The sequence below is a fragment of the Serratia sp. AKBS12 genome (assembly GCF_024793895.1).
Taxonomy (GTDB): domain Bacteria; phylum Pseudomonadota; class Gammaproteobacteria; order Enterobacterales; family Enterobacteriaceae; genus Serratia_F.
This window is the reverse complement of sequence record NZ_JANUSB010000002.1, coordinates 75,262-99,855: the sequence shown is the minus strand read 5'-3', so window position 1 is coordinate 99,855 and position 24,594 is coordinate 75,262. Positions and strand designations below refer to the sequence as shown.

16 protein-coding genes are annotated in these 24,594 nt (G+C 57.8%); 14 read left to right on the top strand and 2 right to left on the bottom strand.

Annotated elements, in window-relative coordinates:
• The first annotated feature begins 39 nt into the window (after positions 1-39).
• From dgt to NYE85_RS00445, 3 genes are all read left to right on the top strand, one after another.
• Positions 40-1,557, top strand: a complete 1,518-nt coding sequence (gene dgt, locus NYE85_RS00455) for a dGTPase (protein WP_259002347.1) — start codon at positions 40-42, stop codon at positions 1,555-1,557.
• 185 nt (positions 1,558-1,742) lie between these two features.
• On the top strand, positions 1,743-3,179 hold the full coding sequence (degP, locus tag NYE85_RS00450; protein ID WP_259002346.1) for a serine endoprotease DegP: 1,437 nt from the start codon (positions 1,743-1,745) through the stop codon (positions 3,177-3,179).
• Between the two features lie 177 nt (positions 3,180-3,356).
• Positions 3,357-4,511 carry a CdaR family transcriptional regulator gene (locus NYE85_RS00445; RefSeq protein WP_004955335.1) on the top strand — a complete coding sequence of 385 codons (1,155 nt, stop codon included), beginning with the start codon at positions 3,357-3,359 and terminating at the stop codon, positions 4,509-4,511.
• 142 nt (positions 4,512-4,653) lie between these two features.
• Here the strand turns inward: NYE85_RS00445 and garD are convergent, their stop codons facing one another.
• Positions 4,654-6,219 (bottom strand): galactarate dehydratase, encoded by a 1,566-nt coding sequence (gene garD, locus NYE85_RS00440; RefSeq protein ID WP_259002345.1) that lies wholly within the window; start codon positions 6,217-6,219, stop codon positions 4,654-4,656.
• Between the two features lie 452 nt (positions 6,220-6,671).
• Between garD and NYE85_RS00435 the strand changes: the two genes are divergently transcribed.
• From NYE85_RS00435 to NYE85_RS00410, 6 genes are read left to right on the top strand one after another with little or no spacing between them, the layout of a single operon-like run.
• Positions 6,672-8,027, top strand: a complete 1,356-nt coding sequence (locus NYE85_RS00435) for an MFS transporter (protein ID WP_259002344.1) — start codon at positions 6,672-6,674, stop codon at positions 8,025-8,027.
• On the top strand, positions 8,024-9,361 hold the full coding sequence (locus tag NYE85_RS00430; protein WP_259002343.1) for a glucarate dehydratase family protein: 1,338 nt from the start codon (positions 8,024-8,026) through the stop codon (positions 9,359-9,361). Before NYE85_RS00435 ends, NYE85_RS00430 begins: the two co-directional genes overlap by 4 nt.
• Positions 9,362-9,383: 22 nt before the next feature.
• Positions 9,384-10,724, top strand: a complete 1,341-nt coding sequence (gudD, locus tag NYE85_RS00425) for a glucarate dehydratase (protein WP_259002342.1) — start codon at positions 9,384-9,386, stop codon at positions 10,722-10,724.
• Between the two features lie 44 nt (positions 10,725-10,768).
• Positions 10,769-11,542: a 2-dehydro-3-deoxyglucarate aldolase gene (garL, locus tag NYE85_RS00420; RefSeq protein ID WP_259002341.1), complete on the top strand. Its 774-nt coding sequence runs from the start codon at positions 10,769-10,771 to the stop codon at positions 11,540-11,542.
• A 10-nt stretch (positions 11,543-11,552) separates the two neighbouring features.
• Positions 11,553-12,443: a 2-hydroxy-3-oxopropionate reductase gene (gene garR, locus NYE85_RS00415; protein WP_259002340.1), complete on the top strand. Its 891-nt coding sequence runs from the start codon at positions 11,553-11,555 to the stop codon at positions 12,441-12,443.
• 12 nt (positions 12,444-12,455) lie between these two features.
• Complete coding sequence (locus NYE85_RS00410) at positions 12,456-13,595, top strand: glycerate kinase (RefSeq protein ID WP_259002339.1); 1,140 nt, start codon at positions 12,456-12,458, stop codon at positions 13,593-13,595.
• Positions 13,596-13,755: 160 nt separating this feature from the next.
• Here the strand turns inward: NYE85_RS00410 and barA are convergent, their stop codons facing one another.
• The gene (gene barA, locus NYE85_RS00405) at positions 13,756-16,485 is read right to left on the bottom strand and encodes a two-component sensor histidine kinase BarA (RefSeq protein ID WP_259002338.1); all 2,730 of its coding nucleotides are present in this window, start codon (positions 16,483-16,485) and stop codon (positions 13,756-13,758) included.
• A 62-nt stretch (positions 16,486-16,547) separates the two neighbouring features.
• Here barA and rlmD point away from each other — a divergent pair, with 62 nt between their 5' ends.
• The 5 genes from rlmD (at position 16,548) to eno (ending at position 24,557) form a co-directional block, all read left to right on the top strand.
• Positions 16,548-17,897 carry a 23S rRNA (uracil(1939)-C(5))-methyltransferase RlmD gene (gene rlmD, locus NYE85_RS00400; RefSeq protein ID WP_259002337.1) on the top strand — a complete coding sequence of 450 codons (1,350 nt, stop codon included), beginning with the start codon at positions 16,548-16,550 and terminating at the stop codon, positions 17,895-17,897.
• A 9-nt stretch (positions 17,898-17,906) separates the two neighbouring features.
• On the top strand, positions 17,907-20,138 hold the full coding sequence (gene relA / locus NYE85_RS00395) for a GTP diphosphokinase (protein ID WP_259002336.1): 2,232 nt from the start codon (positions 17,907-17,909) through the stop codon (positions 20,136-20,138).
• Between the two features lie 103 nt (positions 20,139-20,241).
• Positions 20,242-21,036 carry a nucleoside triphosphate pyrophosphohydrolase gene (gene mazG, locus NYE85_RS00390; RefSeq protein ID WP_259002335.1) on the top strand — a complete coding sequence of 265 codons (795 nt, stop codon included), beginning with the start codon at positions 20,242-20,244 and terminating at the stop codon, positions 21,034-21,036.
• A 380-nt stretch (positions 21,037-21,416) separates the two neighbouring features.
• Positions 21,417-23,054, top strand: a complete 1,638-nt coding sequence (pyrG, locus tag NYE85_RS00385) for a glutamine hydrolyzing CTP synthase (RefSeq protein ID WP_198773292.1) — start codon at positions 21,417-21,419, stop codon at positions 23,052-23,054.
• 207 nt (positions 23,055-23,261) lie between these two features.
• Positions 23,262-24,557 carry a phosphopyruvate hydratase gene (eno, locus tag NYE85_RS00380; protein ID WP_004955312.1) on the top strand — a complete coding sequence of 432 codons (1,296 nt, stop codon included), beginning with the start codon at positions 23,262-23,264 and terminating at the stop codon, positions 24,555-24,557.
• The last annotated feature ends 37 nt before the right edge of the window (positions 24,558-24,594 follow it).

Below are 24,594 nucleotides of genomic sequence, written 5' to 3'. Positions count from 1 at the left end.
GTTATCACGGGGGCTGATGCGCCAAGGGTGGAGAACCAGATGTCCGGGATCGACTTTAAACAGAAAATCAGCTTCCAGCGGCCGTTCAGCAAACCGATCGAGGCCGAAGAAGAATACGATATCATTCGTCAGTTCGAGAGCGATCGCGGGCGGATCGTCAATTCGGCGGCGATCCGCCGATTGCAGCAAAAAACCCAGGTTTTCCCATTGGAGCGCAATGCCGCGGTGCGCAGTCGTCTGACCCACTCGATGGAAGTGCAGCAGGTCGGGCGGCATATTGCCAAAGAGATCCTTAACCGTTTCAAACAGGAGCAGCGCATCGAGCGGCTCGGTCTGAGCCGCCTGCTCGATCCGTTTGAAAGCATTGTGGAAATGGCCTGCCTGATGCATGACATCGGCAATCCGCCGTTTGGCCACTTTGGCGAGTCGGCGATCAACGACTGGTTCAGCCAGCGTCTGGATCCTGCCAGCTGCGGCAGCCAGCCGAGCAGTCAGGATCGCTGCTCGGTTGAGGTATTGCGTTTGCATGAGGGCGAAAGCGATCTTAACCGCCTGCGCAGCCGCATTCGTCACGATCTTAGCCATTTTGAGGGCAATGCCCAGGCTATTCGGTTGGTGCATACCCTGCTGAAATTGAATCTGACCTACGCGCAGGTGGGCTGTATATTAAAATATACCCGTCCGGCATATTGGGCAGCGGATATTCCCGCCAGTCACAGCTATTTGATGAAGAAGCCCGGCTTTTATCTGGCGGAAGAGGCCTTTGTCGATCGCCTGCGTCGAGAATTGAATATGGGAGAGTTCGATCGCTTCCCATTGACCTATATTATGGAGGCCGCCGACGATATTTCTTATTGCGTTGCCGACCTGGAAGATGCGGTAGAAAAGAATATCTTTACCGTTGAGCAACTTTATCTGCATCTGACTCAGGAATGGGGCGTCATTACCCCGGGCGACCTGTTTGATAAAACCGTCGCCAGCGCCTTTCGTAAAATCGACCGTGGCGGCGCGCGTCGCAGCGCGGAAGATCAGTTCTTCATGTATCTGCGAGTATTTACCGTGGCGCGCCTGGTGCCGCATGCTGCGCAGCGCTTTATCGACAATCTGGAGGCGGTCTATCAGGGCAATTTCAATCAGGCGCTGCTGGAGGACTCCAGCCCGGCATATCAATTATTGAAGATTTTCAAGAATGTGGCGTTCAAGCACGTATTCAATCATCCGGAAGTCGAGCAATTGGAACTGCAAGGCTACCGTGTCATCAGCGGCCTGCTGGATATCTACAGCCCGTTGCTGGCAATGCCGTTGGCGGATTTTAGCCGTCTGGTGCAAGATGACAGTCACCGCGGCTATCCGATTGAAACGCGGCTGTTTCACAAACTGTCGACCAAACACCGGCTGGCTTATCAGGAAGCGGTGGAAGGATTACAGCATTTATCGCCGGAACAGTTGGTCATCCGAGAGTATTATTTCCGCGCGCGTCTATTACAGGATTATATCAGCGGCATGACCGATCTTTATGCCTATGACGAATACCGCCGGTTAATGGCGGCGGAATAATTTTTCAGGCTAACGACTCTATTTCCCACCGGGTGCAATGCGGCGGGCAGGCTGTTTGGAGTTTTGTAAAGATGCCCAATATTTATTTACCATTATCAACAAACTACGCTGGAACTTCGCGCTATTAATAGGTTCTCATTAAACACAACAAAAAGTTATCCCGAAAATTTTAAAGAGACACACAGATGAAAAAAACCGCATTAGTTCTGAGCGCTCTGGCATTCAGTATTGGTATGGCGATGGGCCCGGTAACGGCCAGCGCCGCAGAGACCGCATCGGCAAGCACGCCTTCGCAGCAATTGCCGAGCCTGGCGCCGATGTTGGAAAAGGTCATGCCGTCGGTGGTGAGCATCAACGTCGAAGGCAGCACCGCGGTCAATACGCCGCGTATGCCACCGCAGTTCCAGCAATTCTTCGGTGAGGATTCGCCATTCTGCCAGGATGGTTCACCGTTCCAGGGCTCGCCGATGTGTCAGGGCGGGCAAGGTGGCCCGGGCGATCAGGGCGCCAAACAGAAGTTTCAGGCGCTGGGCGCCGGCGTGGTGATTGATGCCACTAAAGGCTATGTCGTCACCAATAACCACGTGGTGGATAACGCCAGCAAGATCCAGGTGCAGCTGAGCGATGGCCGCCGTTTCGATGCCAAGATGATCGGTAAGGATCCGCGTTCCGATATCGCGCTGATTCAATTGAAAGACTTCAAGAATCTGACCGCGATTAAGATGGCGGATTCCGACAAGCTGCGGGTGGGCGATTATACCGTGGCGATTGGTAACCCGTATGGGCTGGGTGAAACCGCTACATCCGGCATCGTGTCAGCGCTGGGTCGCAGCGGCCTCAACATTGAAAATTACGAAAACTTTATTCAGACCGATGCTGCTATCAACCGTGGTAACTCCGGCGGTGCGTTGGTCAACCTGAACGGTGAACTGATTGGCATCAATACCGCGATCCTGGCGCCGGACGGCGGCAACATCGGCATCGGCTTTGCCATCCCGAGCAATATGGTGAAAAACCTGACGGCGCAAATGGTGGAATATGGCCAGGTAAAACGCGGTGAGCTGGGTATCATGGGCACCGAACTGAATTCTGAGTTGGCAAAAGCGATGAAGGTCGACGCCCAGCGTGGCGCGTTCATCAGCCAGGTACTGCCAAAATCAGCTGCTGCGAAGGCGGGCATCAAGGCCGGCGACGTGATCGTCACGCTTAACGGCAAGGCGATTTCCAGCTTCGCCTCCTTCCGCGCCGAAGTGGGTACGCTGCCGGTCGGCAGTAAACTGGCACTGGGTCTGATCCGCGACGGCAAACCGGTGACGGTGGACGTGACGCTGGAGCAGAGCAAACAGACGCAGGTCGATTCCGGCAACATTTATACCGGCATTGAAGGGGCCGAACTGAGCAATACCCAGGCGGGTAGCCAGAAAGGCGTTAAGGTGGACAGCGTCAAGCCCGGCAGCGCCGCGGCGCGTATCGGCCTGAAAAAAGGCGATGTGATCCTCGGGGTTAACCAACAGCCGATCCAGAACCTGGGCGAGTTGCGTAAAATCCTCGACAGCAAGCCGCCAGTATTGGCGCTGAACGTTCAACGTGGCGACAGCACGCTGTATCTGCTGATGCAGTAATCACCACGGTTATGCTGACCAAGGCACGCATTCTGCGTGCCTTTTTTATGTCTTAAAATTGTGAAGCTCACCACAACTCCCGTTGCTGCCAAAACGCTTTGGGCATCTGCACAATGTGCAGGCGGTATGGCGTCGGTATGCTGGGCGCTTATCTAAATTGGTTTGGGGCAGAACTGAATGGCGGAATACCATCTTGACGGCAAGCTGGCGCAGGAAATCGTTGCCCGCACCATGCAAATCATTGACGGCAACGTCAATGTAATGGATGCGCGCGGCCGAATTATCGGTAGTGGCGATCGTGAGCGTGTCGGCGAGTTGCATGAAGGTGCGCTGCTGGTACTGTCGCAGGCCAGGGTGGTGGACATCGATGAGGCGGTTGCCCGCCATCTGCACGGCGTGCGCCCCGGTATCAATCTCCCGTTGCGCATCGACGGCAAGATTGTCGGCGTCATTGGCCTGACCGGCAATCCGGCGCAGTTACGGCAATACGGCGAACTGGTGTGCATGACCGCCGAAATGATGCTCGAACAGGCGCGTCTGATGCATATGCTGGCGCAGGACAGCCGATTTCGCGAAGAGCTGGTACTCAACCTGATCCGCACCGAAGAGTTGTCGCCGGCGCTGATGGAGTGGGCGCAGCGATTAGGTATCGATCCCAATCAACCGCGGGTAGTGGCGGTGGTGGAAGTAGACAGCGGGCAGCTCGGCGTTGACAGCGCGATGGCGGAATTGCAGCAACTGCAGGCGTTGCTGACATTGCCGGAGCGCGACAACCTGATCGCCATCGTTTCACTGAGCGAAATGGTGGTACTGAAGCCGGCGCTCAACGCGCATGGCCGCTGGGATGCCGAAGACCATCGACGGCGGGTGGAAAATCTGTTGTCGCGCATGAATGAAAGCAGCCGCCTGCGGGTACGGGTAGCGCTGGGTAACTTCTTTACCGGGCCGGGCAGCATCGCCCGCTCTTATCGTACGGCGCGCACTACCATGGCGGTCGGCAAACAGCGAATGTTCGATCAACGCGCCTATTATTATCAGGACCTGATGCTGCCAGTGCTGCTGGACAGTCTGCGTGGCGGTTGGCAGGCCGATGAACTGGTCAGGCCGCTGGCGCGGTTAAAGGCGATGGACGGTAACGGCCTGCTGCGTCGTACGCTGAATGCCTGGTTTCTCAATAACGTTCAGCCGAGCGCTACCGCCAAGGCGCTGTATATTCACCGCAATACGCTGGAATATCGCCTAAATCGCATTTCAGAGCTGACAGGGTTGAATCTGTCCAGTTTCGACGACCGCCTGCTGCTGTACGTCGGGCTGCAACTGGATGAGGTATAACGCTGGATTTTCGATACCCAACCTATTTCGTCGTATAGCCAGGTGGCAAGAGGCTAACTCCCCGGGAGCCGGCAGCGGCCAGTTCCCGGGGGCAGCCGTCTAGCCAACAACGCTAGGCGGCAAAAGGCCAAGAGGATGGAAGTCAGGTGACGGGCGCAGGATTAAACACGGCCAATGCATTATACAACCCCCATTGATCCGACCAGGTTTTCTGCCGGCCGCTGGCGATCGCCAGAATCAGCTCAAACAGCTGCCAGCCGACTTGCTCAATCGTTGCCTCACCGGTGGCGATGGTGCCCGCGTTGATGTCCATCAGATCGTGCCAGCGTTCGGCCAGCGCGCTGCGGGTGGCCATTTTGATCACCGGTACCGCCGTCAGGCCATACGGTGTGCCGCGTCCGGTGGTAAATACCTGCAGGGTGATGCCGGAGGCCAGCTGTTGTGTGCCGCAGACAAAGTCGCTGGCCGGCGTGGCGGCAAAGATCAGGCCGCGTTTGGTTGGCCGCTGGCCAGGGGACAGGACTTCTACGATTGCGCTGGTGCCGGATTTGGCGATCGACCCCAACGCTTTTTCCACCACGTTGGCCAGGCCACCTTTTTTATTGCCCGGGGAGGGATTGGCGCTGCGATCGGTCTGGCCCTGGCTCAGATAATCATCGTACCAGCTCATCTCCTCCAGTAAACGCTTGCCAACCTGTTGGTCAGCCACACGCGGTGTCAACAGGTGAATGGCATCGCGCACTTCGGTTACCTCGGAAAACATCACCGTGGCGCCACAGCGCACCAGCAAATCCGAGGCGTAGCCCACCGCCGGATTGGCGGTCACGCCGGAAAAGGCATCACTGCCGCCGCATTGCATGCCGACCACCAGTTCGGAAACCGGGCAGGGTTCGCGTTGACGCCGATTAAGGCGCTGCAAATGGCGTTCGGCCAGCGCCAGAATGTCATCGACCATCGATTTGAAGCCAACATGTTTCTCATCCTGCAGGCGCACGATATTGCCGGCGTCGAGCGAGATCGGCTGCACATCGTCAGTGCCTTGCAGCAGGCGTTCCGGCTGCAATTTCTCACAGCCTAGCCCGACCACCATTACTTCGCCGCCAAAATTGGGATTGAGTGCCAGATTGTGGATGGTACGGATCGGCACCACCGCTGCGGGGGCATTGATTGCCACGCCGCAGCCGTACAGGTGGTTTAGTGCCACCACGCCATCAACGTTGGGGTACTTTGGTAACAGATCGCGTTCGATGATTTTCACCACGAAGTCGACCACGCCAGCCACGCAGTGCACGCTGGTGGTGATACCCAACAGATTCTTGGTGCCGACGCTGCCGTCGGCATTGCGATAACCGTCGAAGGTATAGCCCGTCAACGGTGGCAACGGTGCCGGCACCCGGTTGGCCAGCGGCAGGCTGTGCAACTCGGGCGCTTCCGGCAGGACTACCAGCGACTCATCAATCCAGCTGCCGCGGGCGATGTTGCGCAGCGCGTAGCCGATGATCTCGCCATAGCGAATAATATTGCCGCCGGCGGCAATATCGTCCAGCGCCACTTTATGCCCCTGCGGTATATGTTCCATTAATTGCAAACCGCAGGAAAATAATGTCCCTTTTGGCAGGCCGTCATTATTAACCACAATGGCGACATTATCTTGCGCATGAACTTTTATATACAGCGGCGCGTCACGGTTATCATTTTCTTTAGACATTAAAACCTCACTTGCCATATTCATTATTGTTATTCGCTACGGGATATCACCGGCGGGCTGCTCAGGGATAAGTATATGTGGGGGGCCTGGGAGCGGCACTATGCAAATGACCGGTATTACGCTGATAGGAGAATCAATTGTTTGGCATTGGTCCAATAGGTTGTGAGCTGGCTCACGGCGCTGCCGGGTTTCGTGAGCTGTACAGCGCACCATAGGGCAAATGCCATAAACAAGCGGCAATATCGCGCCGATCCTTGGGATATTGCCCGATGAGTCTGTCTGGACAGGCACATATACTTTTTGCCGTAGAGAAATTTATTGAGTTTGGTATTGCCGCTGCCGGATTAATCGCACTGCTCAACAACGGCTGACATTCAATTCAATCAATTTCGTTCTGAGAAATTTATGTAGTTCAGGATGAATATAGCAACGGCTAGATTCAGGAGAACACCATGTCTACTATCAGTTCCGCGACCAGTGCAATAAAAAGAACCAACACGCGTTACTGGATTGTGGTGATGTTATTTATCGTCACCTCATTCAACTACGGCGACCGCGCAACGCTGTCGATTGCCGGTTCATCGATGGCGAAAGATATCGGCCTCGATCCGGTCGGAATGGGCTACATTTTTTCCGCCTTTTCCTGGGCGTACGTTATCGGCCAGATCCCCGGCGGCTGGCTGCTCGATCGCTTTGGCTCCAAGCGCGTCTATTTCTGGAGTATTTTCATCTGGTCGCTGTTCACCTTGCTGCAAGGCTTCGTGGATATCTTCAGCGGCTTTGGCATCGTCGTTTCCCTGTTTGCCCTGCGTTTTCTGGTCGGGCTGGCTGAAGCGCCTTCCTTCCCTGGCAATAGCCGTATTGTTGCGGCCTGGTTCCCGGCGCATGAGCGCGGCACTGCGGTGTCAATCTTCAACTCGGCGCAGTATTTTGCCACGGTGATTTTTGCACCAATCATGGGATGGTTGACGCATGCAGTCGGCTGGTCGCACGTGTTCTTCTTTATGGGCGGGTTGGGCATCATTTTGAGCTTTGTCTGGCTGAAGGTGTTGCACAATCCCAAGGATCATCCCGGCATCAACCAGGCTGAACTGGACTATATCGAGGCCGGTGGCGCGCTGATCAACATGGATCAGAAGCAGGAAAAAACGCAGAAAATCAAAGGTGAAAAGTGGTTCCAGATCAAGCAACTGCTGCAATCGCGCATGATGATTGGCGTCTATATCGGCCAATACTGCATTAATGCGCTGACCTATTTCTTTATTACCTGGTTCCCGGTGTATCTGGTGCAGGCGCGCGGCATGTCGATCCTCAAGGCCGGCTTCGTGGCCTCGGTTCCGGCGATCTGCGGCTTTGTCGGCGGGGTGCTCGGCGGGGTGATTTCCGATTACCTGATGCGGCGTACCAATTCGCTGACCTTCTCGCGCAAGGTCCCCATCGTGTTCGGCATGCTGTTATCCATGTCGATGGTGTTCTGTAACTACGTCGATACCGAATGGATGGTGGTCGGCATCATGGCGATGGCGTTCTTCGGCAAGGGGGTTGGCGCGCTGGGCTGGGCGGTGATGGCGGATACCGCGCCAAAAGAGATCAGCGGGCTGAGCGGCGGCCTGTTCAATATGTTCGGCAACGTTTCCGGCATCGTCACGCCGATTGCCATCGGCTACATCATCGGTACCACCGGCTCCTTCAACGGCGCGCTGATTTACGTCGGCATCCATGCGCTGCTGGCGGTAGCCAGTTACCTGTTCATCGTTGGTGAAATCAAGCGCATCGAACTGAAGCCAATGGCAAGGAGTGCAGCATGAGCCATACACAAGCGACGCCGGTGATTACCACCATGCGCGTTATTCCGGTCGCCGGCCATGACAGCATGCTGCTGAACATTGGCGGTGCGCACGGCGCCTACTTCACCCGCAACATTGTGGTACTGACCGACAGCGCCGGGCATACCGGCGTTGGCGAAGCGCCGGGCGGTGAGGTGATCTACCAGACCTTGCTGGCGGCGATCCCGCCGGTGGAAGGCCAGCAAATCGCCTGCATGAACAAACTGGTGCACGCCATTCACAGCGGCAACCAGTCATCGGATTTCGCCTCCTTCGGCAACGGTGCCTGGACCTTTGAACTGCGGGTCAACGCGGTGGCGGCGCTTGAAGCGGCGCTGCTCGATCTGCTGGGGCAGTTTCTCGGCGTGCCGGTGGCAGAACTGCTTGGCCCCGGTAAACAGCGTGATGAGGTTACGGTGCTCGGCTATCTGTTTTACATCGGTGACCGGCAACAGACCGATTTGCCGTATCAGGCCGGTGAAAGCGGGCGGCACCCGTGGTACCAACTGCGCCACCAGCCGGCGATGGACAGTGCGGCGATCGTCGAGCAGGCGGCAGCGGCGCAAGATCGTTACGGTTTCAGGGATTTCAAGCTGAAGGGTGGGGTTCTACCGGGCGAACAGGAGATTGACGCAGTTTGCCAACTGGCAAAACGCTTTCCCGAAGCGCGCATTACCGTCGATCCGAATGGTGCATGGCTGTTGGACGAGGCCATCGAGCTGTGCAAAGGCATGCAGGGCATTCTGGCCTATGCCGAAGATCCGTGCGGGGCGCAGCAGGGCTATTCCGGTCGTGAAGTGATGGCCGAGTTTCGCCGCGCCACCGGTTTACCGGTGGCCACCAATATGATCGCCACCAACTGGCGTGAGCTGAACCACGCGGTGATGATGCAGGCGGTGGACATCCCGCTGGCGGATCCGCACTTCTGGACCATGCACGGCGCGGTGCGCGTGGCGCAGCTGTGTGACCAGTGGGGGCTGACCTGGGGTTGCCACTCCAATAATCATTTCGACATTTCACTGGCAATGTTTACCCACGTCGGCGCGGCGGCGCCGGGCAATCCCACCGCCATTGATACCCACTGGATCTGGCAGGAAGGTCAACACCTGACCAACAACCCGTTGCAGATTGTCGACGGCAAAATTGCTCTGCCGGACCGTCCGGGGCTGGGCGTCGAGCTTGACTGGGCGGCGCTGGAACAGGCGCACCGGCTGCACCAGGCGCTGCCGAGCGGCGCCCGCAATGATGCACTGGCAATGCAATATCTGATTCCCGGCTGGCAGTTCGATCGCAAGCGCCCGGCGTTTGGCCGCTGAACACAACGAAAAGGACAGAAACATGACAACGACTCAGGCTGCTCCAAAAATTACCGCCATGCAGGTGGTGCCGGTTGCCGGCCACGACAGCATGTTGCTCAACCTGAGCGGCGCGCATGCGCCGTTCTTCACGCGCAATATCGTTATCTTGCAGGATAACGCCGGCAACACCGGCGTGGGGGAGATCCCCGGCGGTGAAAAAATCCGTCAGACGCTGGAGGACGCGCAGCCGTTGGTGATCGGCAAGACGCTCGGCGAATACAAAAATGTGATGACAGCGGTGCGCCAGCGCTTTGCCGATCGTGATGCCTCGGGGCGTGGCCAGCAAACCTTCGATCTGCGTACCACCATTCACGTGGTGACCGGCATCGAGGCTGCGATGCTCGATCTGCTTGGACAATTCCTGCAGGTGCCGGTAGCCGCCCTGCTGGGAGATGGGCAGCAGCGCGATTCGGTCGAAATGCTTGGCTATCTGTTCTATGTCGGCGATCGCCGTAAAACGCCGTTGCCGTACCAGAGTCAGCCCGATGATGCCTGCGACTGGTATCGGTTACGCCACGAACCCGCGCTGACGCCGCAGGCGGTGGTGCGGCTGGCGGAGGCCGCCTATGAAAAATATGGTTTTAACGATTTTAAACTGAAGGGGGGCGTGCTGGCCGGTAGCGAGGAAGCCGAAGCGGTCACGGCGCTGGCGGCGCGTTTCCCGCAGGCGCGCATTACCCTCGATCCCAACGGCGCCTGGTCGCTGGAAGAGGCGATTGGCCTTGGCAAACAGCTGCGGCACGTGCTGGCCTACGCGGAAGATCCGTGCGGCGCGGAGCAGGGTTTTTCCGGCCGCGAGGTGCTGGCGGAATTCCGCCGTGCCACCGGCCTGCCGACCGCCACCAACATGATTGCCACCGACTGGCGACAGATGGGCCACACGCTGCAATTGCAGTCGGTAGATATCCCGCTGGCGGATCCGCATTTCTGGACCATGAGCGGTTCGGTGCGGGTGGCGCAGATGTGCCACGAATTTGGCCTCACCTGGGGTTCGCACTCCAATAATCATTTTGATATTTCGCTGGCGATGTTTACGCACGTTGCCGCTGCGGCACCGGGCAATATCACCGCCATCGACACGCACTGGATATGGCAGGAGGGCAACCAGCGTCTGACGCGTGAACCGCTGAGCATTACCGGCGGCCGCGTGGCGGTGCCGCAAAAACCGGGGCTGGGGATCGAACTCGATCGCGATCGATTGATGCAGGCCCATGAGCTGTACAAAGCCCACGGCCTCGGTGCGCGCGATGATGCCATGGGCATGCAGTACCTGATCCCCGACTGGACCTTTGACCCGAAACGCCCATGCCTGGTGCGTTGATACCCGATGCACCTCTTCTCCACCGCAACATACAAGGAAACGCCATGAAAAGTTGCCACAACCGCTTCCGCCAGTCATTGCAGCAGGGGGAAACCCTTATCGGCTGCTGGTCGGCGCTGGGCAATCCAATTTCTACAGAAGTACTTGGGCTGGCCGGTTTTGACTGGCTGGTGCTGGATGGCGAACACGCACCCAACGACATCACCACCTTCGTACCACAGCTAATGGCATTGAAAGACAGTGACAGTGCTGCCGTAGTGCGCCCGCCGTGCAACGAGCCGGTGATCATCAAACGCTTGCTGGATATCGGCTTTCACAACTTTCTGATCCCGTTTGTCGAAAGCGAACAACAGGCGCTGCAGGCGGTGGCCTCGACGCGCTACCCGCCGGCCGGCATTCGCGGCGTGTCGGTTTCACACCGCAGCAACGGCTACGGCACGGTAGCGGATTATTTTGCCACCATCAACGACAACGTCAGCGTGCTGGTGCAGATCGAAACCCAGGCCGGGGTCGATAATCTCGATGCGATCGCCGCAGTGGACGGCGTGGACGGCATTTTTGTCGGGCCAGGCGATCTGTCGGCGGCGCTGGGGTATCTCGGCCAGCCGAATCATCCGGAAGTACAGGCGGTGATCCGCCATATTTTCGACCGAGCCAAAACCGCCGGTAAACCGAGCGGCATCTTGGCACCGGCGGAGGCCGATGCGCGTCGCTACCTGCAATGGGGCGCGCAGTTCGTCGCCGTCGGCAGCGATCTGGGGGTGTTCCGCAATGCCACCCAGGCGCTATGCGACCGTTTTAAACCTAGCGAGAAATAAGGGGAATATGATGAAAGTTGGATTTATTGGTCTGGGGATCATGGGCAAGCCGATGAGCAAAAACCTGCTGAAAGCCGGGTATTCGCTGGTGGTGCTCAATTATCACGCCGATACCACGGCCGAACTGGTGGCGTTGGGCGCCGAGTCGGCCGAGACGCCGCAGGCGGTGGCGGCGCAGAGCGATATCGTGATCACCATGCTGCCCAATTCCCCGCAGGTACGGCAGGTTGTGTTGGGTGAACACGGCGTTATCGACGGCGCCAGAGCGGGCAGCGTACTGATCGACATGAGTTCGATCGCGCCGTTGGCCAGCCGTGAAATCAGCGCCAGGCTGGCGGAAAAGCAGATTGCGATGCTGGATGCGCCGGTCAGCGGTGGCGAGCCGAAGGCGATTGACGGCAGTCTGTCGGTGATGGTGGGTGGCGACAAAGAGGTATTTGATCGTTGCTACGAAGTGATGAAAGCGATGGCAGGTTCGGTGGTGCACACCGGGGAAATCGGCGCCGGCAACGTCACCAAACTGGCCAATCAGGTGATTGTAGCGCTGAATATTGCCGCAATGTCCGAGGCGTTGGTATTGGCCACCAAGGCCGGCGTCAACCCGGATCTGGTGTATCAGGCAATCCGCGGCGGGCTGGCGGGCAGTACGGTACTGGACGCCAAGGCGCCAATGGTGATGGATCGCAACTTCAAGCCGGGGTTCCGTATCGACCTGCATATCAAGGATCTGGCCAACGCGCTGGATACTTCGCATGGCATTGGCGCCCAGCTGCCCCTCACCGCCGCGGTGATGGAAATGATGCAGGCGTTGCGCGTTGACGATCTGGGCAATGCCGATCACAGTGCGTTGGCCTGCTATTACGAAAAATTGGCCCAGGTTGAAGTCACTCGTCAGAGGTAACGCAGGCTGCTTATGAAAATAGTGATTGCGCCGGATTCATACAAAGAAAGTTTATCTGCCCTGGCGGTGGCTACCGGTATTGAAGCCGGGTTCCGGGAGATTTTCCCCGATGCGGAATACGTTAAATTACCGCTGGCCGACGGTGGCGAGGGCACGGTTGAGGCGATGGTGGCCGCAACCGGTGGCAAGACAATCGAAGTAGAGGTAACCGGGCCATTGGGAGAGAAAACGCGGGCATTTTTTGGCCTGTCCGGTGATGAACAAAGCGCATTTATTGAAATGGCCGCCGCCAGCGGGTTGGAGCGGCTGCCGGCCGACCGGCGCAATCCGCTGCACACCACCTCATACGGCACCGGCGAACTGATTCGCTGTGCGCTCGATCATGGGGTAAAGCACTGCATTATCGGCATTGGCGGCAGCGCCACCAATGACGGTGGTGCCGGCATGGTGCAGGCATTGGGCGCACGCTTGGTGGATGAGCAGGGCAACGATATCGCTTTTGGCGGCGCGGCGTTGGCGACGCTGGCCGATATTGACCTCAGCGGGCTGGATGCGCGCATCGGTCAGTGCAAATTCGAAGTCGCCTGCGACGTCAGCAATCCGTTGACCGGCGCCGATGGTGCCTCCGCCATTTTTGGCCCGCAGAAGGGGGCAACGCCGCAGATGGTGGCCGAACTGGACCGTGCCTTGCAGCACTATGCGCAGGTGATTGAGCGCACGCTGGGTATCGACGTCGAACGGGTGCCCGGCGCCGGAGCGGCGGGTGGCATGGGGGCCGGGTTGCTGGCGTTCTGTCAGGCCGAGTTACGGCAGGGCATCGAAATCGTTACCGAAGCCCTGGGGCTTGATGCCCTGGTGCGCGATGCCACCTTGGTAATCACCGGCGAGGGGCGTATCGATAGCCAGAGCATCAACGGCAAAGTGCCGATTGGCGTCGCGCGGGTGGCCAAGCGTCATAACAAGCCGGTGATCGGCATTGCCGGTAGCCTGAGCAGCGACGTCGGTGTGGTGCACCAACACGGTCTGGATGCGGTATTTAGCGTGCTGTATAGCGTTTGTACCCTGGAGGAAGCGCTCAACGGCGCGGCCGACAACGTACGCATGGCGGCGCGCAATATTGCGGCGACGCTGCGACTGGCGCAGCAGGTGTAGTTTCTGGCCCCTGGCAGTATGTGCAGGGGCCGCTCAGCCATAGGATGCAATGGCCAAACACGGCAATCCCCCTGAGTGCGGGTACCAAGGCCGCTCGGCAACGCGGCGCATTGGCCTGGGATTGGCCAGCTTCTGACGGGGGAGCGCCTGGCCCGCATGCCTAGCGCAAATGTTGGCGAGCCGCCTGGCTGACCAGTTCGATCTCATCCAGCAGTTCCAGCCATTCCGGCTCCAGATCGCTGCTGCTGACGCCCAGACGCAGCTGTTGTTCAAGATAAAAACACAGCTGCTTCAGGCGCGGAACGCCGCTGTAGCTGCAACTGCCGTGCAGTTTGTGAATGATGTCGATAATCTCCACCTCCAGCGTGCCGTCCAGCAGGGCCTGCACCTGCTTTTTGACCTGCGGCAGGAAGTCGAGCAGCATTTGCAACAGATCGCGCGCCAAATCCTCTTTATTGGCCGCCTGGCGCAGCGCCAGTGGCCAATCGAGTGAGCGCTGCGCATCGCCGGCGTACGGCATTGTCGCTGGCAGTGCGTCGCCGTCGCTGTGATAACGCGACAGCACGCGTGTCAGCATCGCTTCGTCGATCGGTTTCGCCAGATAGTCATCCATGCCGGACTGCAACAGGTGCTCGCGCTCGCCGCTGACGGCATGGGCGGTGACCGCCACGATCGGCGTGGAATTGTGGTGTGGCATTTGGCGGATCAGTTCGGCAGCGCGTATGCCGTCGATGTTTGGCATTTGAATGTCCATCAGGATCATGTCGAGCACGTTATCGCGCGCCAGTGCGATCGCTTCCTCGCCGCTTTCGCACAGCAGGGTCTGTTCTACCTGCTCGTCCAGCAGCGTGCCGATAAGCTTCAGATTGGCCGGATTATCGTCCACCGCCATTACCGTCAGCGGCAAACGTCGGCGTTCCGGCAATGCATTCTGCCGAGCCTGGCTTTCCATGCGCAGCAGCGGGTACAGGCGATTGGCGGTAATCGGTTTGGTCAGGCAACCCACGGCGCCAAGCTGCTTTAGCTGTTCGGCATCGATCTGTGACTGACAGGGCAACGCCAGGATCACACGTTTGGCAAACAGCAGCGCTTCTTGCAATTTTTCCTTGTGCTGGCCAAGGGTATCGCGGAACGGGATCGGTATGCCGACCAGCAGAAAATCGTAGTCGTTTTTGGCCAATTGGGCGAAGGTCGGCGAATGGGTGACGATCAGTTGCGTCACGCTGAGCATATTCAGCGTCGCCTGCGCCGCCGTTGGGTTGGCTTCAATATAGGCCAGCGTTTTCCCCTGTAGTTCAGGTAGGCGCGACGGCAGCGTCAGCATGCCTTCGTTCAGGTCGAGGGTAATATGGAACCAGAAGGTCGAACCGCGGTTCAACTGGCTGTGGAAGCAGATATCGCCGCCCATTTCCTTTACCAGTTTCTGGGTGATCACCAGCCCCAGACCGGTGCCGCCATGACGGCGGGAGATGCTGGCGTCGGCCTGGCGGAAGGCCTGGAACAGTTGCGATTGCTGGCGCTCGGAGATGCCGATGCCGGTATCGTGGATCTGCACCTCCAGTTCAACCTGGCGTTCAAAGTGGTTGCGCAGCTCGACGCGAATATCAATGTTGCCGGTTTCGGTAAATTTTACCGCGTTGCCCAACAGGTTGGTGATCACCTGCTGCAAGCGCAGCGAATCACCGATCACCTGCTCAGGGACGTCGTTATGCACATCCAGCGTCAGCTCCAGCCCTTTTTCATGTGCGCTGGGCGCCAGCAGCACGATCACCTCGTCCAGCGTTTCGCGCAGCGCGAACGGAATATGCTCCAGCACCAGTTTGCCTGCTTCCAGTTTGGAGAAGTCCAGCACATCGTTAATGATAGTCAGCAGATTATTGGCCGAGCGCTCAATGGTTTGCAGATAGTCGGTTTGCGTGGCACTCAGATCGGTTTTCAGCGTCTGGCGGGTAAAGCCGATCACCCCGTTGAGCGGGGTACGCAGCTCGTGCGACATGTTGGCCAGAAACTCGGACTTGATGCGCGCCGCTTCTTGCGCCCGTTTCTTCGCCAGATCCAGTTCGACGTTCTGGATCTCCATTTGCTCCAGCGTTTCGCGCAGATCGGAGGTGGCCTGATCGATGTTCTGCTGCATCTCTTCGTGATAGGCGGTCAACGACATCGCCATTGAGTTGATGCCGTTTTTCAGCATATGCAGTTCGCCGAGCATAAAGCCTTCGACCCGACTGTCGAGCTGGCCACGGCGGATGCGGTCGACGGTGTTGACCATGTTGCGGATCGGGCCGGTGACGTCGCGCATCAGGCGGTAGGCGAACAGAATGGCAATGCACATGCACAGCAGCAACAGCAGGGTGGAAACAAACACTTCTTTATACTGTTGCAGGCGTACCGATTGCAGATCCAGTTCAATCGCCACGTAGCCAAGATTATTATTCGGTTGCACGTCGGCGCTGGCGGTTTCGTCGGGGTATTGGCTTTCCGACAGGATCGGGGTACGCAGGATCAGCGAATCACCACGTCGCGTCAGCATCAGTTCGGTGGGCATTGGCACACCCTTCGGCAACTGCAACTGGCCAAAATTATGGTGATAATTGGAGGTAACAAACAGGTTGTTCTGCGCGTCAAACACCGTGATGGAGCGCACAATGTCCGAATGGCGGCGATGCAGCAGGCTGACCAACTGGCGTACCGATTCGCGGCTGCGGAATGTCATGCCGTATTCGCTGGCCACTGCCAGCGGCTCAATGATGCTGGCGCCGGCATCAACCAGTTGTTCTTGCAGCTCATTGTAACGGTGCACCACAAAGAAGGTGCTGAGCAGCAGGCCGATCAATAACGTCGGGGCCAGAATCAGTACCATCATGCGTGCGCGCAGACTGTATTTGGTCATGGGAATCCAATGTGGGAGAATTGCGCTCATCCTAGCTTAATGAACCAGCAATCGACAATTTTATGGCGCAATTCTACTCTCCCAAACGCCGCGTGACGACCCGGCAGAGTCCACAAATATTGACCGTTACCGTGGACGATCTCGATCCCTTTGGCCAGGGCGTGGCGCGTCACAACGGCAAGGCGGTATTTGTCGCCGGGGTACTGCCGGGCGAACAGGCGGAAATCCAACTGACGGAAGACAAGCGTCAGTTCGCCAAAGGCAAGCTGAAACGCCTGCTGACGCGCAGCCCGCAGCGGGTTGAGCCGCAATGCCCGCATTTTGGCGTGTGCGGCGGTTGCCAGCAGCAGCATGCCGATGCGACGTTGCAGCAGCAGAGCAAGGCGGTGGCGCTCGGGCGGATGATCGAACGGGAAACCGGCGTCAGAGTGCCGCAGGAACCGGTGATTGCCGGGCCGCAGTATGGCTATCGGCGCCGTGCGCGCCTGGGGCTGTCCTGGCAACCCCGGCGGCAGACGTTGACGATGGGGTTCCGCCAGGCGGCTTCCAACGATCTGGTGCCCATTAGCCACTGTCCGGTGCTGGCACCGGCGCTGGAGCGTCTGTTGTCACCGCTGCACGCCTGCCTGAGCGGCCTGCAGGCCGCCAATCGCCTGGGCCATGCCGAGCTGGTGCTGGCGGACAACGGTCCGCTTCTGGTGCTGCGCCATCTTGATGCGCTGAAACCGGCCGATCGCCAGGCGCTGCTGGCGTTTGCCGAGCAGCATACGCTAGCGATTTATCTGGCTGCCAACAGCGAACGGCTGGAAAAACTGTGCGGTGAAACGCCGTATTATCAGGTTGACGGACTACGCTTAGACTTCAGTCCGCGTGACTTTATTCAGGTAAATGACGCGGTAAACCAGCAAATGGTGGCTCAGGCCCTTGAATGGCTCGAGCTACAGCCCAATGATCGTGTATTGGATCTGTTCTGCGGCATGGGCAACTTTACCTTGCCGCTGGCCCGGCGCGCCAAAGCGGTAGTAGGCATCGAAGGTGTTGCCACGCTGGTAGCGAATGGGCAATATAATGCACATCGGAATTTGCTGAATAATGCGTCTTTCTTCCATGAGAATCTGGAAGATGACGTTGAGCGGCAGCCTTGGGCAGCACAGGGATTTGATAAAGTGATGCTGGATCCTGCCCGTGCGGGTGCGGCTGGCGTGATGTCACATATTGTAAAACTGGCGCCAGAGCGAGTGGTTTACGTTTCCTGTAACCCCAGCACGCTGGCACGCGACAGCAAGGTGTTGCTGGCCGCCGGTTATCGTCTTGCGCGTGTGCGAATGTTGGATATGTTCCCGCACACGGGGCATCTTGAATCAATGGCGCTGTTCATAAACGACACGGCGTCAGGGGCCGCTGCAAAGTAGGGAGAAGGTATGGTTGCGGTAAGAAGTGCACATCTGAACACGGCGGGCGAATTCGCGCTCGATGCGTGGATCGAAAGCCTTGGGCTACCTAACCCGCAGTCATGTGAGCGTTTAGCCGCAACCTGGCGCTACTGTGAGCAGCAAACTCAGCATCATCCCGATGCGCCGATCCTGTTATGGCGCGGTCTGGAAATGGTGGAAATCCTGTCGACGCTCAGCATGGACAACGACAGTATGCGCGCCGCGCTGCTGTTCCCGCTGGTGGATGCCAACGTAGTGGCGGAAGATACCCTGAGCGAGACCTTTGGCAAGGGCATCGTCGCCCTGGTGCACGGCGTGCGCGACATGGACGCCATTCGCCAGTTGAAGGCGACGCACAACGATTCGATGGGCTCCGAGCAGGTCGATAACGTGCGCCGCATGTTGTTGGCGATGGTGGAAGATTTCCGCTGCGTGGTGATCAAGCTGGCGGAGCGTATTGCCCATCTGCGGGAGGTCAAGGACGCGCCGGAAGACGAACGCGTACTGGCGGCAAAAGAGTGTTCCAACATCTATGCGCCGCTGGCGAACCGGCTGGGTATCGGCCAGCTGAAGTGGGAGCTGGAGGATTTCTGCTTCCGCTATCTGCACCCGGAAGAGTACAAGCGCATTGCCAAGCTGTTGCATGAACGGCGCATCGATCGCGAGCAGTTTATCGACGACTTCGTCTCCTCGCTGCGCAAGGCGATGGCCGACGAAGGCATCAAGGTCGATATTTATGGCCGGCCAAAACACATCTACAGCATCTGGCGCAAAATGCAGAAGAAGGCGCTGGCGTTCGATGAGCTGTTCGACGTGCGCGCGGTGCGTATCGTGGCCGAACGTTTGCAGGACTGCTACGCGGCGCTGGGCATCGTGCACACCCATTTCCGCCACCTGCCTGACGAGTTCGACGACTATGTCGCCAACCCGAAACCGAACGGCTATCAGTCAATCCATACCGTGGTGCTCGGGCCGCGCGGCAAAACGGTCGAAATTCAGATCCGTACCCGGCAGATGCATGAAGACGCCGAGCTGGGCGTGGCGGCACACTGGAAATACAAAGAGGGCGCCATCGCTACGGTGCGCTCCGGTTATGAAGAACGTATTGCCTGGCTGCGCAAGCTGATTGCCTGGCAGGAAGAAATGGCCGACTCTGGCGAAATGCTCGACGAAGTGCGCAGCCAGGTATTCGACGACCGGGTATATGTGTTTACGCCAAAGGGCGACGTGGTGGATCTGCCGGCCGGCTCTACGCCGCTGGATTTTGCCTACCATATTCACAGCGATGTCGGTCACCGTTGTATCGGCGCCAAGATTGGCGGGCGCATCGTGCCATTTACCTATCAGTTGCAGATGGGCGATCAGATCGAAATCATCACTCAGAAGCAGCCGAACCCCAGCCGTGACTGGCTGAACCCGAACCTGGGCTACGTGACCACCAGCCGCGGCCGTTCAAAGATACACAACTGGTTCCGCAAGCAGGATCGTGACAAGAATATACTGGCCGGACGGCAAATGCTCGACAACGAGCTGGAGCATCTTGGCATCAGCCTGAAGGACGCGGAAAAGCTGCTGATCCCGCGTTACAACATGAACTCGCTGGATGAAGTGCTGGCGGCGATCGGCGGCGGCGATATTCGCCTCAACCAGATGGTCAACTTCCTGCAAGGCAAGTTCAACAAACCGAGCGCCGAGGAGCAGGACCGCGAAGCCTTGCGCCAGCTGGTACAGCACAAGGCACCGCCGACTACGCGCCGCAAGGATGACGGCCGGGTGGTAGTGGAAGGCGTTGGTAATCTGATGCACCACATTGCGCGCTGCTGCCAACCGATCCCGGGCGATGACATCATTGGTTTTATCACCCAGGGGCGCGGTATCTCGATCCACCGTGCCGATTGCGATCAACTGGCCGAGCTGCAATCCCATGCCCCTGAACGCATCGTCGACGCGGTGTGGGGCGAAAGCTACTCCAGCGGCTATTCGCTGGTGGTGCGCGTAACGGCCAACGATCGCAGCGGCCTGCTGCGCGACATCACCACCATCCTGGCCAATGAAAAGGTCAACGTGCTGGGCGTGGCCAGCAGGAGCGATACCAAAAAGCAGGTGGCAACCATCGATATGGATATCGAAATCTACAACCAGCAGGTGCTGGGGCGGGTGTTGGCCAAGCTGAACCAGTTGCCGGACGTGATCGATGCCAAGCGGCTGCACGGTAGCTGAATCCCGGCGTGTTTCGCGCCGCCTGGTTGCTGGCGGGGGGAGAGCCCCGGGCATCAACCGCTATGGGCCGTAACCGGCCCTTTCTTTTGTCAGAGACTTTTACATGACCCAACCTATTGCCTTGCAGCGTCTGCTAACCATCATGAAAACGCTGCGCGATCCTGACAACGGCTGCCCGTGGGATCGCCAACAGACCTTTGCCAGCATTGCACCCTACACGCTGGAAGAAACCTACGAAGTGCTGGACGCCATCGAGCGCCGCGACTATGCCGATCTGCGCGACGAACTGGGGGATCTGTTGTTCCAGGTGGTGTTCTATGCCCAGATGGGGCAAGAGCAGGGGCTGTTCGACTTCAACGACCTGTGTAACGCCATCAGCGATAAGCTGGAACGCCGCCATCCGCATATCTTTGGTGAAGCCGTGGCTGGCGATGCCGGCACAGTGGCTGCCCGCTGGGAGCAGCTAAAGGCCGGGGAGCGCGCGGAGAAGGCGTTGCATTCGGTGCTGGATGACATTCCCGCGGCGCTGCCGGCGCTGATGAAGGCGCACAAAATTCAAAAGCGCTGCGCCTCGGTGGGATTTGACTGGCATACCCTCGGCCCGGTGCTCGACAAAGTGTACGAAGAAATCGACGAAGTGATGCACGAAGCGCAGCAGGCGGTGGTCGATCAACAGAAACTGGAAGAGGAAATCGGCGACCTGCTGTTTGCCACGGTGAATCTGTCGCGCCATCTGGGCCATAAGGCGGAAACCGCACTCCAGTCCGCCAACCGCAAGTTTGAGCGGCGCTTCCGGCAGGTGGAAACCCTGATCGCGCAGCAGGGTCTGACGACGTCGCAGGCCACGCTGGAACAGATGGAGCAGGCCTGGCAACAGGTGAAGAAAGCGGAAAACTAAACGGTTTTTTCGTTGTCTCATCAGCGGTAGGGTAATCCTGCCGCTTGTTTGATCGACGACAAGGTTCGCCCAAGCTGAAACGGTTAAGCTGAAAATGGTTTCGCAGCCGTGCATCGGGGGCGAGGGGAAAAGGCCAACAAACTGAAATGTAAGACGTTTTAGCGCGGCAGAATGGCTTTAAATAAAAATTTTTCCCACTAACTCATTGTTTTGAAAAGAGTGAGTCAACGGCGCTGACAGGCTAAACCTCGAGGAACATACGGTGACGACAGAGATGATGGCGAGTAAAACGATCGTTTGTAGGTCCAGAGAGGTTCGGGTATACTACTTTCCCGTCTTGGTTCTTCCATCGTCTTTAAACCTAAACTCTCAGGTTCAGCATGACAACTAATTATATTTTTGTGACCGGCGGGGTCGTATCCTCTCTGGGTAAAGGCATTGCCGCAGCCTCTCTGGCGGCTATTCTCGAAGCCCGTGGCCTCAACGTTACCATCATGAAACTGGACCCGTACATCAACGTGGATCCGGGCACCATGAGCCCGATCCAGCATGGGGAAGTTTTCGTCACCGAAGACGGCGCTGAAACCGATCTGGACTTGGGTCACTACGAGCGCTTCATCCGCACCAAAATGACGCGCCGCAACAACTTCACCACTGGCCGTATCTATTCCGACGTACTGCGTAAAGAGCGCCGTGGCGATTACCTGGGCGCGACCGTACAGGTTATCCCGCACATTACCAACGCTATCAAGGAACGCATCATCGAAGGCGGCGAAGGCCACGATGTGGTGCTGGTGGAAATCGGCGGTACCGTCGGCGACATCGAATCGCTGCCGTTCCTCGAGGCCATTCGCCAGATGGCGGTGGAAGTGGGCCGCGAGCACACGCTGTACATGCACCTGACGCTGGTGCCGTACATGGCCGCTGCCGGCGAAGTGAAAACCAAGCCTACCCAGCATTCCGTAAAAGAGCTGCTTTCCATCGGTATCCAGCCGGATGTGCTGATTTGCCGTTCCGATCGCGTGGTTCCTGCTAACGAACGCGCGAAAATTGCACTTTTCTGCAACGTGCCGGAAAAAGCGGTTATCTCGCTGAAAGATGTTGATTCTATTTATAAAATTCCAGGCCTATTGAAATCTCAAGGGCTTGATGATTATATTTGTAAACGATTCAGCCTGAACGTGCCGGAAGCCAACCTGGCCGAATGGGAACAGGTGATTTACGAAGAAGCGAATCCAGGCGGTGAAGTGACCATCGGCATGGTCGGCAAGTACGTTGAACTGCCGGATGCCTACAAGTCGGTGATCGAGGCGTTGAAGCACGGCGGCCTGAAGAACCGTCTGACGGTCAACATCAAGCTGATCGATTCGCAAGACGTTGAAACCCGCGGCGTCGACGTGCTGAAAGGTCTGGATGCGATCCTGATCCCTGGCGGCTTCGGTTACCGTGGCGTTGAAGGTAAGGTGATGACCGCGCAGTACGCGCGTGAAAACAATATTCCGTATCTGGGTATCTGCCTGGGTATGCAGGTTGCGCTGATGGAGTTCGCCCGTAACGTTGCGGGTATGGAACACGCCAATTCGACCGAGTTTGTGCCAGACTGTAAATACCCTGTGGTGGCGCTGATCACCGAATGGCGCGACGAAGACGGCAACGTTGAAGTGCGTACCGAAGAAAGCGATCTGGGCGGCACGATGCGCGTCGGTGGCCAGCAATGCCACCTGACCGACAACAGTCTGGTGCGCCAGATGTACGGCGAAGCTACCATCGTTGAGCGGCACCGTCACCGTTATGAAGTCAACAACATGCTGTTGAAGCAGATCGAAGCTGCCGGATTGCGTGTGGCGGGCCGCTCCGCAGACAACAAGCTGGTTGAGATTATCGAGCTGCCGAACCACCCGTGGTTTGTTGCTTGTCAGTTCCACCCGGAGTTTACTTCGACGCCGCGTGATGGGCATCCGTTATTCGCTGGTTTTGTCAAGGCGGCGGGTGAGCACCAGAAGCGTCAAGTGAAATAAGAGTTTTGGTAGGCAACGCGCGGCATAAACCGCGCGTTGTTTGTCTGGGATTTGTTACCCAACGGATTTCGAGCTGCATTCAGGCGGCAAGGATGCGCATCCTCGGCAGCCTGGATCACCAGGTGACTGGGGTGAGCAGCCGCAGCCAACAACGATGCGGCTTGAAAGACCAAGGGTATATTCAACTTGTGACTGAGGAAAACCTATATGTCCAAAATCGTTAAAGTCATCGGCCGTGAAATCATCGATTCACGCGGCAACCCAACCGTTGAAGCCGAAGTGCATCTGGAAGGCGGTTTCGTTGGTCTGGCTGCTGCGCCGTCAGGTGCTTCTACCGGTTCCCGTGAAGCACTGGAACTGCGTGACGGTGACAAGTCTCGTTTCCTGGGTAAAGGCGTACTGAAAGCCGTTGCAGCAGTAAATGGGCCAATCGCTCAGGCCGTGCTGGGCAAAGATGCTAAAGATCAGGCGAACATTGACAAGATCATGATCGAACTGGACGGCACCGAGAACAAATCCCAGTTCGGCGCCAACGCCATTCTGGCGGTTTCCCTGGCTGCGGCCAAGGCGGCAGCGGCTTCCAAAGGCATGCCGCTGTATGAGCACATCGCTGAACTGAACGGTACCCCAGGCAAATTCTCCATGCCTCTGCCGATGATGAACATCATCAACGGCGGCGAGCACGCCGACAACAACGTCGACATTCAGGAATTCATGATTCAGCCGGTTGGCGCCAAGACGCTGAAAGACGCGGTGCGTATCGGTTCCGAAGTGTTCCACCACCTGGCAAAAGTGCTGAAGGCCAAAGGCCTGAACACTGCCGTTGGTGACGAAGGCGGCTACGCGCCTAACCTGGGTTCCAACGCCGAAGCGCTGGCGGTTATCGCCGAAGCGGTGAAAGCGGCCGGTTACGAGTTGGGCAAAGACGTGACGCTGGCGATGGACTGTGCGGCATCCGAATTCTACAAAGACGGCAAATATGTGCTGGCTGGCGAAGGCAACAAAGCCTTCACTTCTGAAGAGTTCACCCACTTCCTGGAAGAGCTGACCAAGCAGTATCCGATCGTGTCTATCGAAGACGGTCTGGACGAATCTGACTGGGACGGTTTTGCTTACCAGACCAAAGTGCTGGGCGACAAAATCCAGCTGGTTGGCGACGATCTGTTCGTAACCAATACCAAGATCCTGAAAGAAGGCATCGAGAAAGGCATCGCCAACTCCATCCTGATCAAATTCAACCAGATCGGTTCTCTGACCGAAACCCTGGCTGCAATCAAGATGGCTAAAGATGCTGGCTACACCGCGGTGATCTCTCACCGTTCAGGTGAAACCGAAGACGCAACCATCGCCGATCTGGCGGTAGGTACTGCGGCTGGCCAAATCAAGACCGGTTCCATGAGCCGCTCTGACCGCGTTGCCAAATACAACCAGCTGATTCGCATCGAAGAAGCGCTGGGCGACCGCGCGCCGTTCAATGGCCTGAAAGAAGTGAAAGGTCAGTAATCACGCTTTGCCAGGTGATGAATCAAAAACCCGCTGC

Excerpts from the sequence above, each read along its gene's own strand:
- dgt (WP_259002347.1), top strand. The coding sequence starts at position 40 with ATGTCCGGGATCGACTTTAAACAGAAAATCAGCTTCCAGCGGCCGTTC.
- degP (WP_259002346.1), top strand. The coding sequence starts at position 1,743 with ATGAAAAAAACCGCATTAGTTCTGAGCGCTCTGGCATTCAGTATTGGT.
- NYE85_RS00445 (WP_004955335.1), top strand. The coding sequence starts at position 3,357 with ATGGCGGAATACCATCTTGACGGCAAGCTGGCGCAGGAAATCGTTGCC.
- garD (WP_259002345.1), bottom strand. The coding sequence starts at position 6,219 with ATGTCTAAAGAAAATGATAACCGTGACGCGCCGCTGTATATAAAAGTT.
- NYE85_RS00435 (WP_259002344.1), top strand. The coding sequence starts at position 6,672 with ATGTCTACTATCAGTTCCGCGACCAGTGCAATAAAAAGAACCAACACG.
- NYE85_RS00430 (WP_259002343.1), top strand. The coding sequence starts at position 8,024 with ATGAGCCATACACAAGCGACGCCGGTGATTACCACCATGCGCGTTATT.
- gudD (WP_259002342.1), top strand. The coding sequence starts at position 9,384 with ATGACAACGACTCAGGCTGCTCCAAAAATTACCGCCATGCAGGTGGTG.
- garL (WP_259002341.1), top strand. The coding sequence starts at position 10,769 with ATGAAAAGTTGCCACAACCGCTTCCGCCAGTCATTGCAGCAGGGGGAA.
- garR (WP_259002340.1), top strand. The coding sequence starts at position 11,553 with ATGAAAGTTGGATTTATTGGTCTGGGGATCATGGGCAAGCCGATGAGC.
- NYE85_RS00410 (WP_259002339.1), top strand. The coding sequence starts at position 12,456 with ATGAAAATAGTGATTGCGCCGGATTCATACAAAGAAAGTTTATCTGCC.
- barA (WP_259002338.1), bottom strand. The coding sequence starts at position 16,485 with ATGACCAAATACAGTCTGCGCGCACGCATGATGGTACTGATTCTGGCC.
- rlmD (WP_259002337.1), top strand. The coding sequence starts at position 16,548 with ATGGCGCAATTCTACTCTCCCAAACGCCGCGTGACGACCCGGCAGAGT.
- relA (WP_259002336.1), top strand. The coding sequence starts at position 17,907 with ATGGTTGCGGTAAGAAGTGCACATCTGAACACGGCGGGCGAATTCGCG.
- mazG (WP_259002335.1), top strand. The coding sequence starts at position 20,242 with ATGACCCAACCTATTGCCTTGCAGCGTCTGCTAACCATCATGAAAACG.
- pyrG (WP_198773292.1), top strand. The coding sequence starts at position 21,417 with ATGACAACTAATTATATTTTTGTGACCGGCGGGGTCGTATCCTCTCTG.
- eno (WP_004955312.1), top strand. The coding sequence starts at position 23,262 with ATGTCCAAAATCGTTAAAGTCATCGGCCGTGAAATCATCGATTCACGC.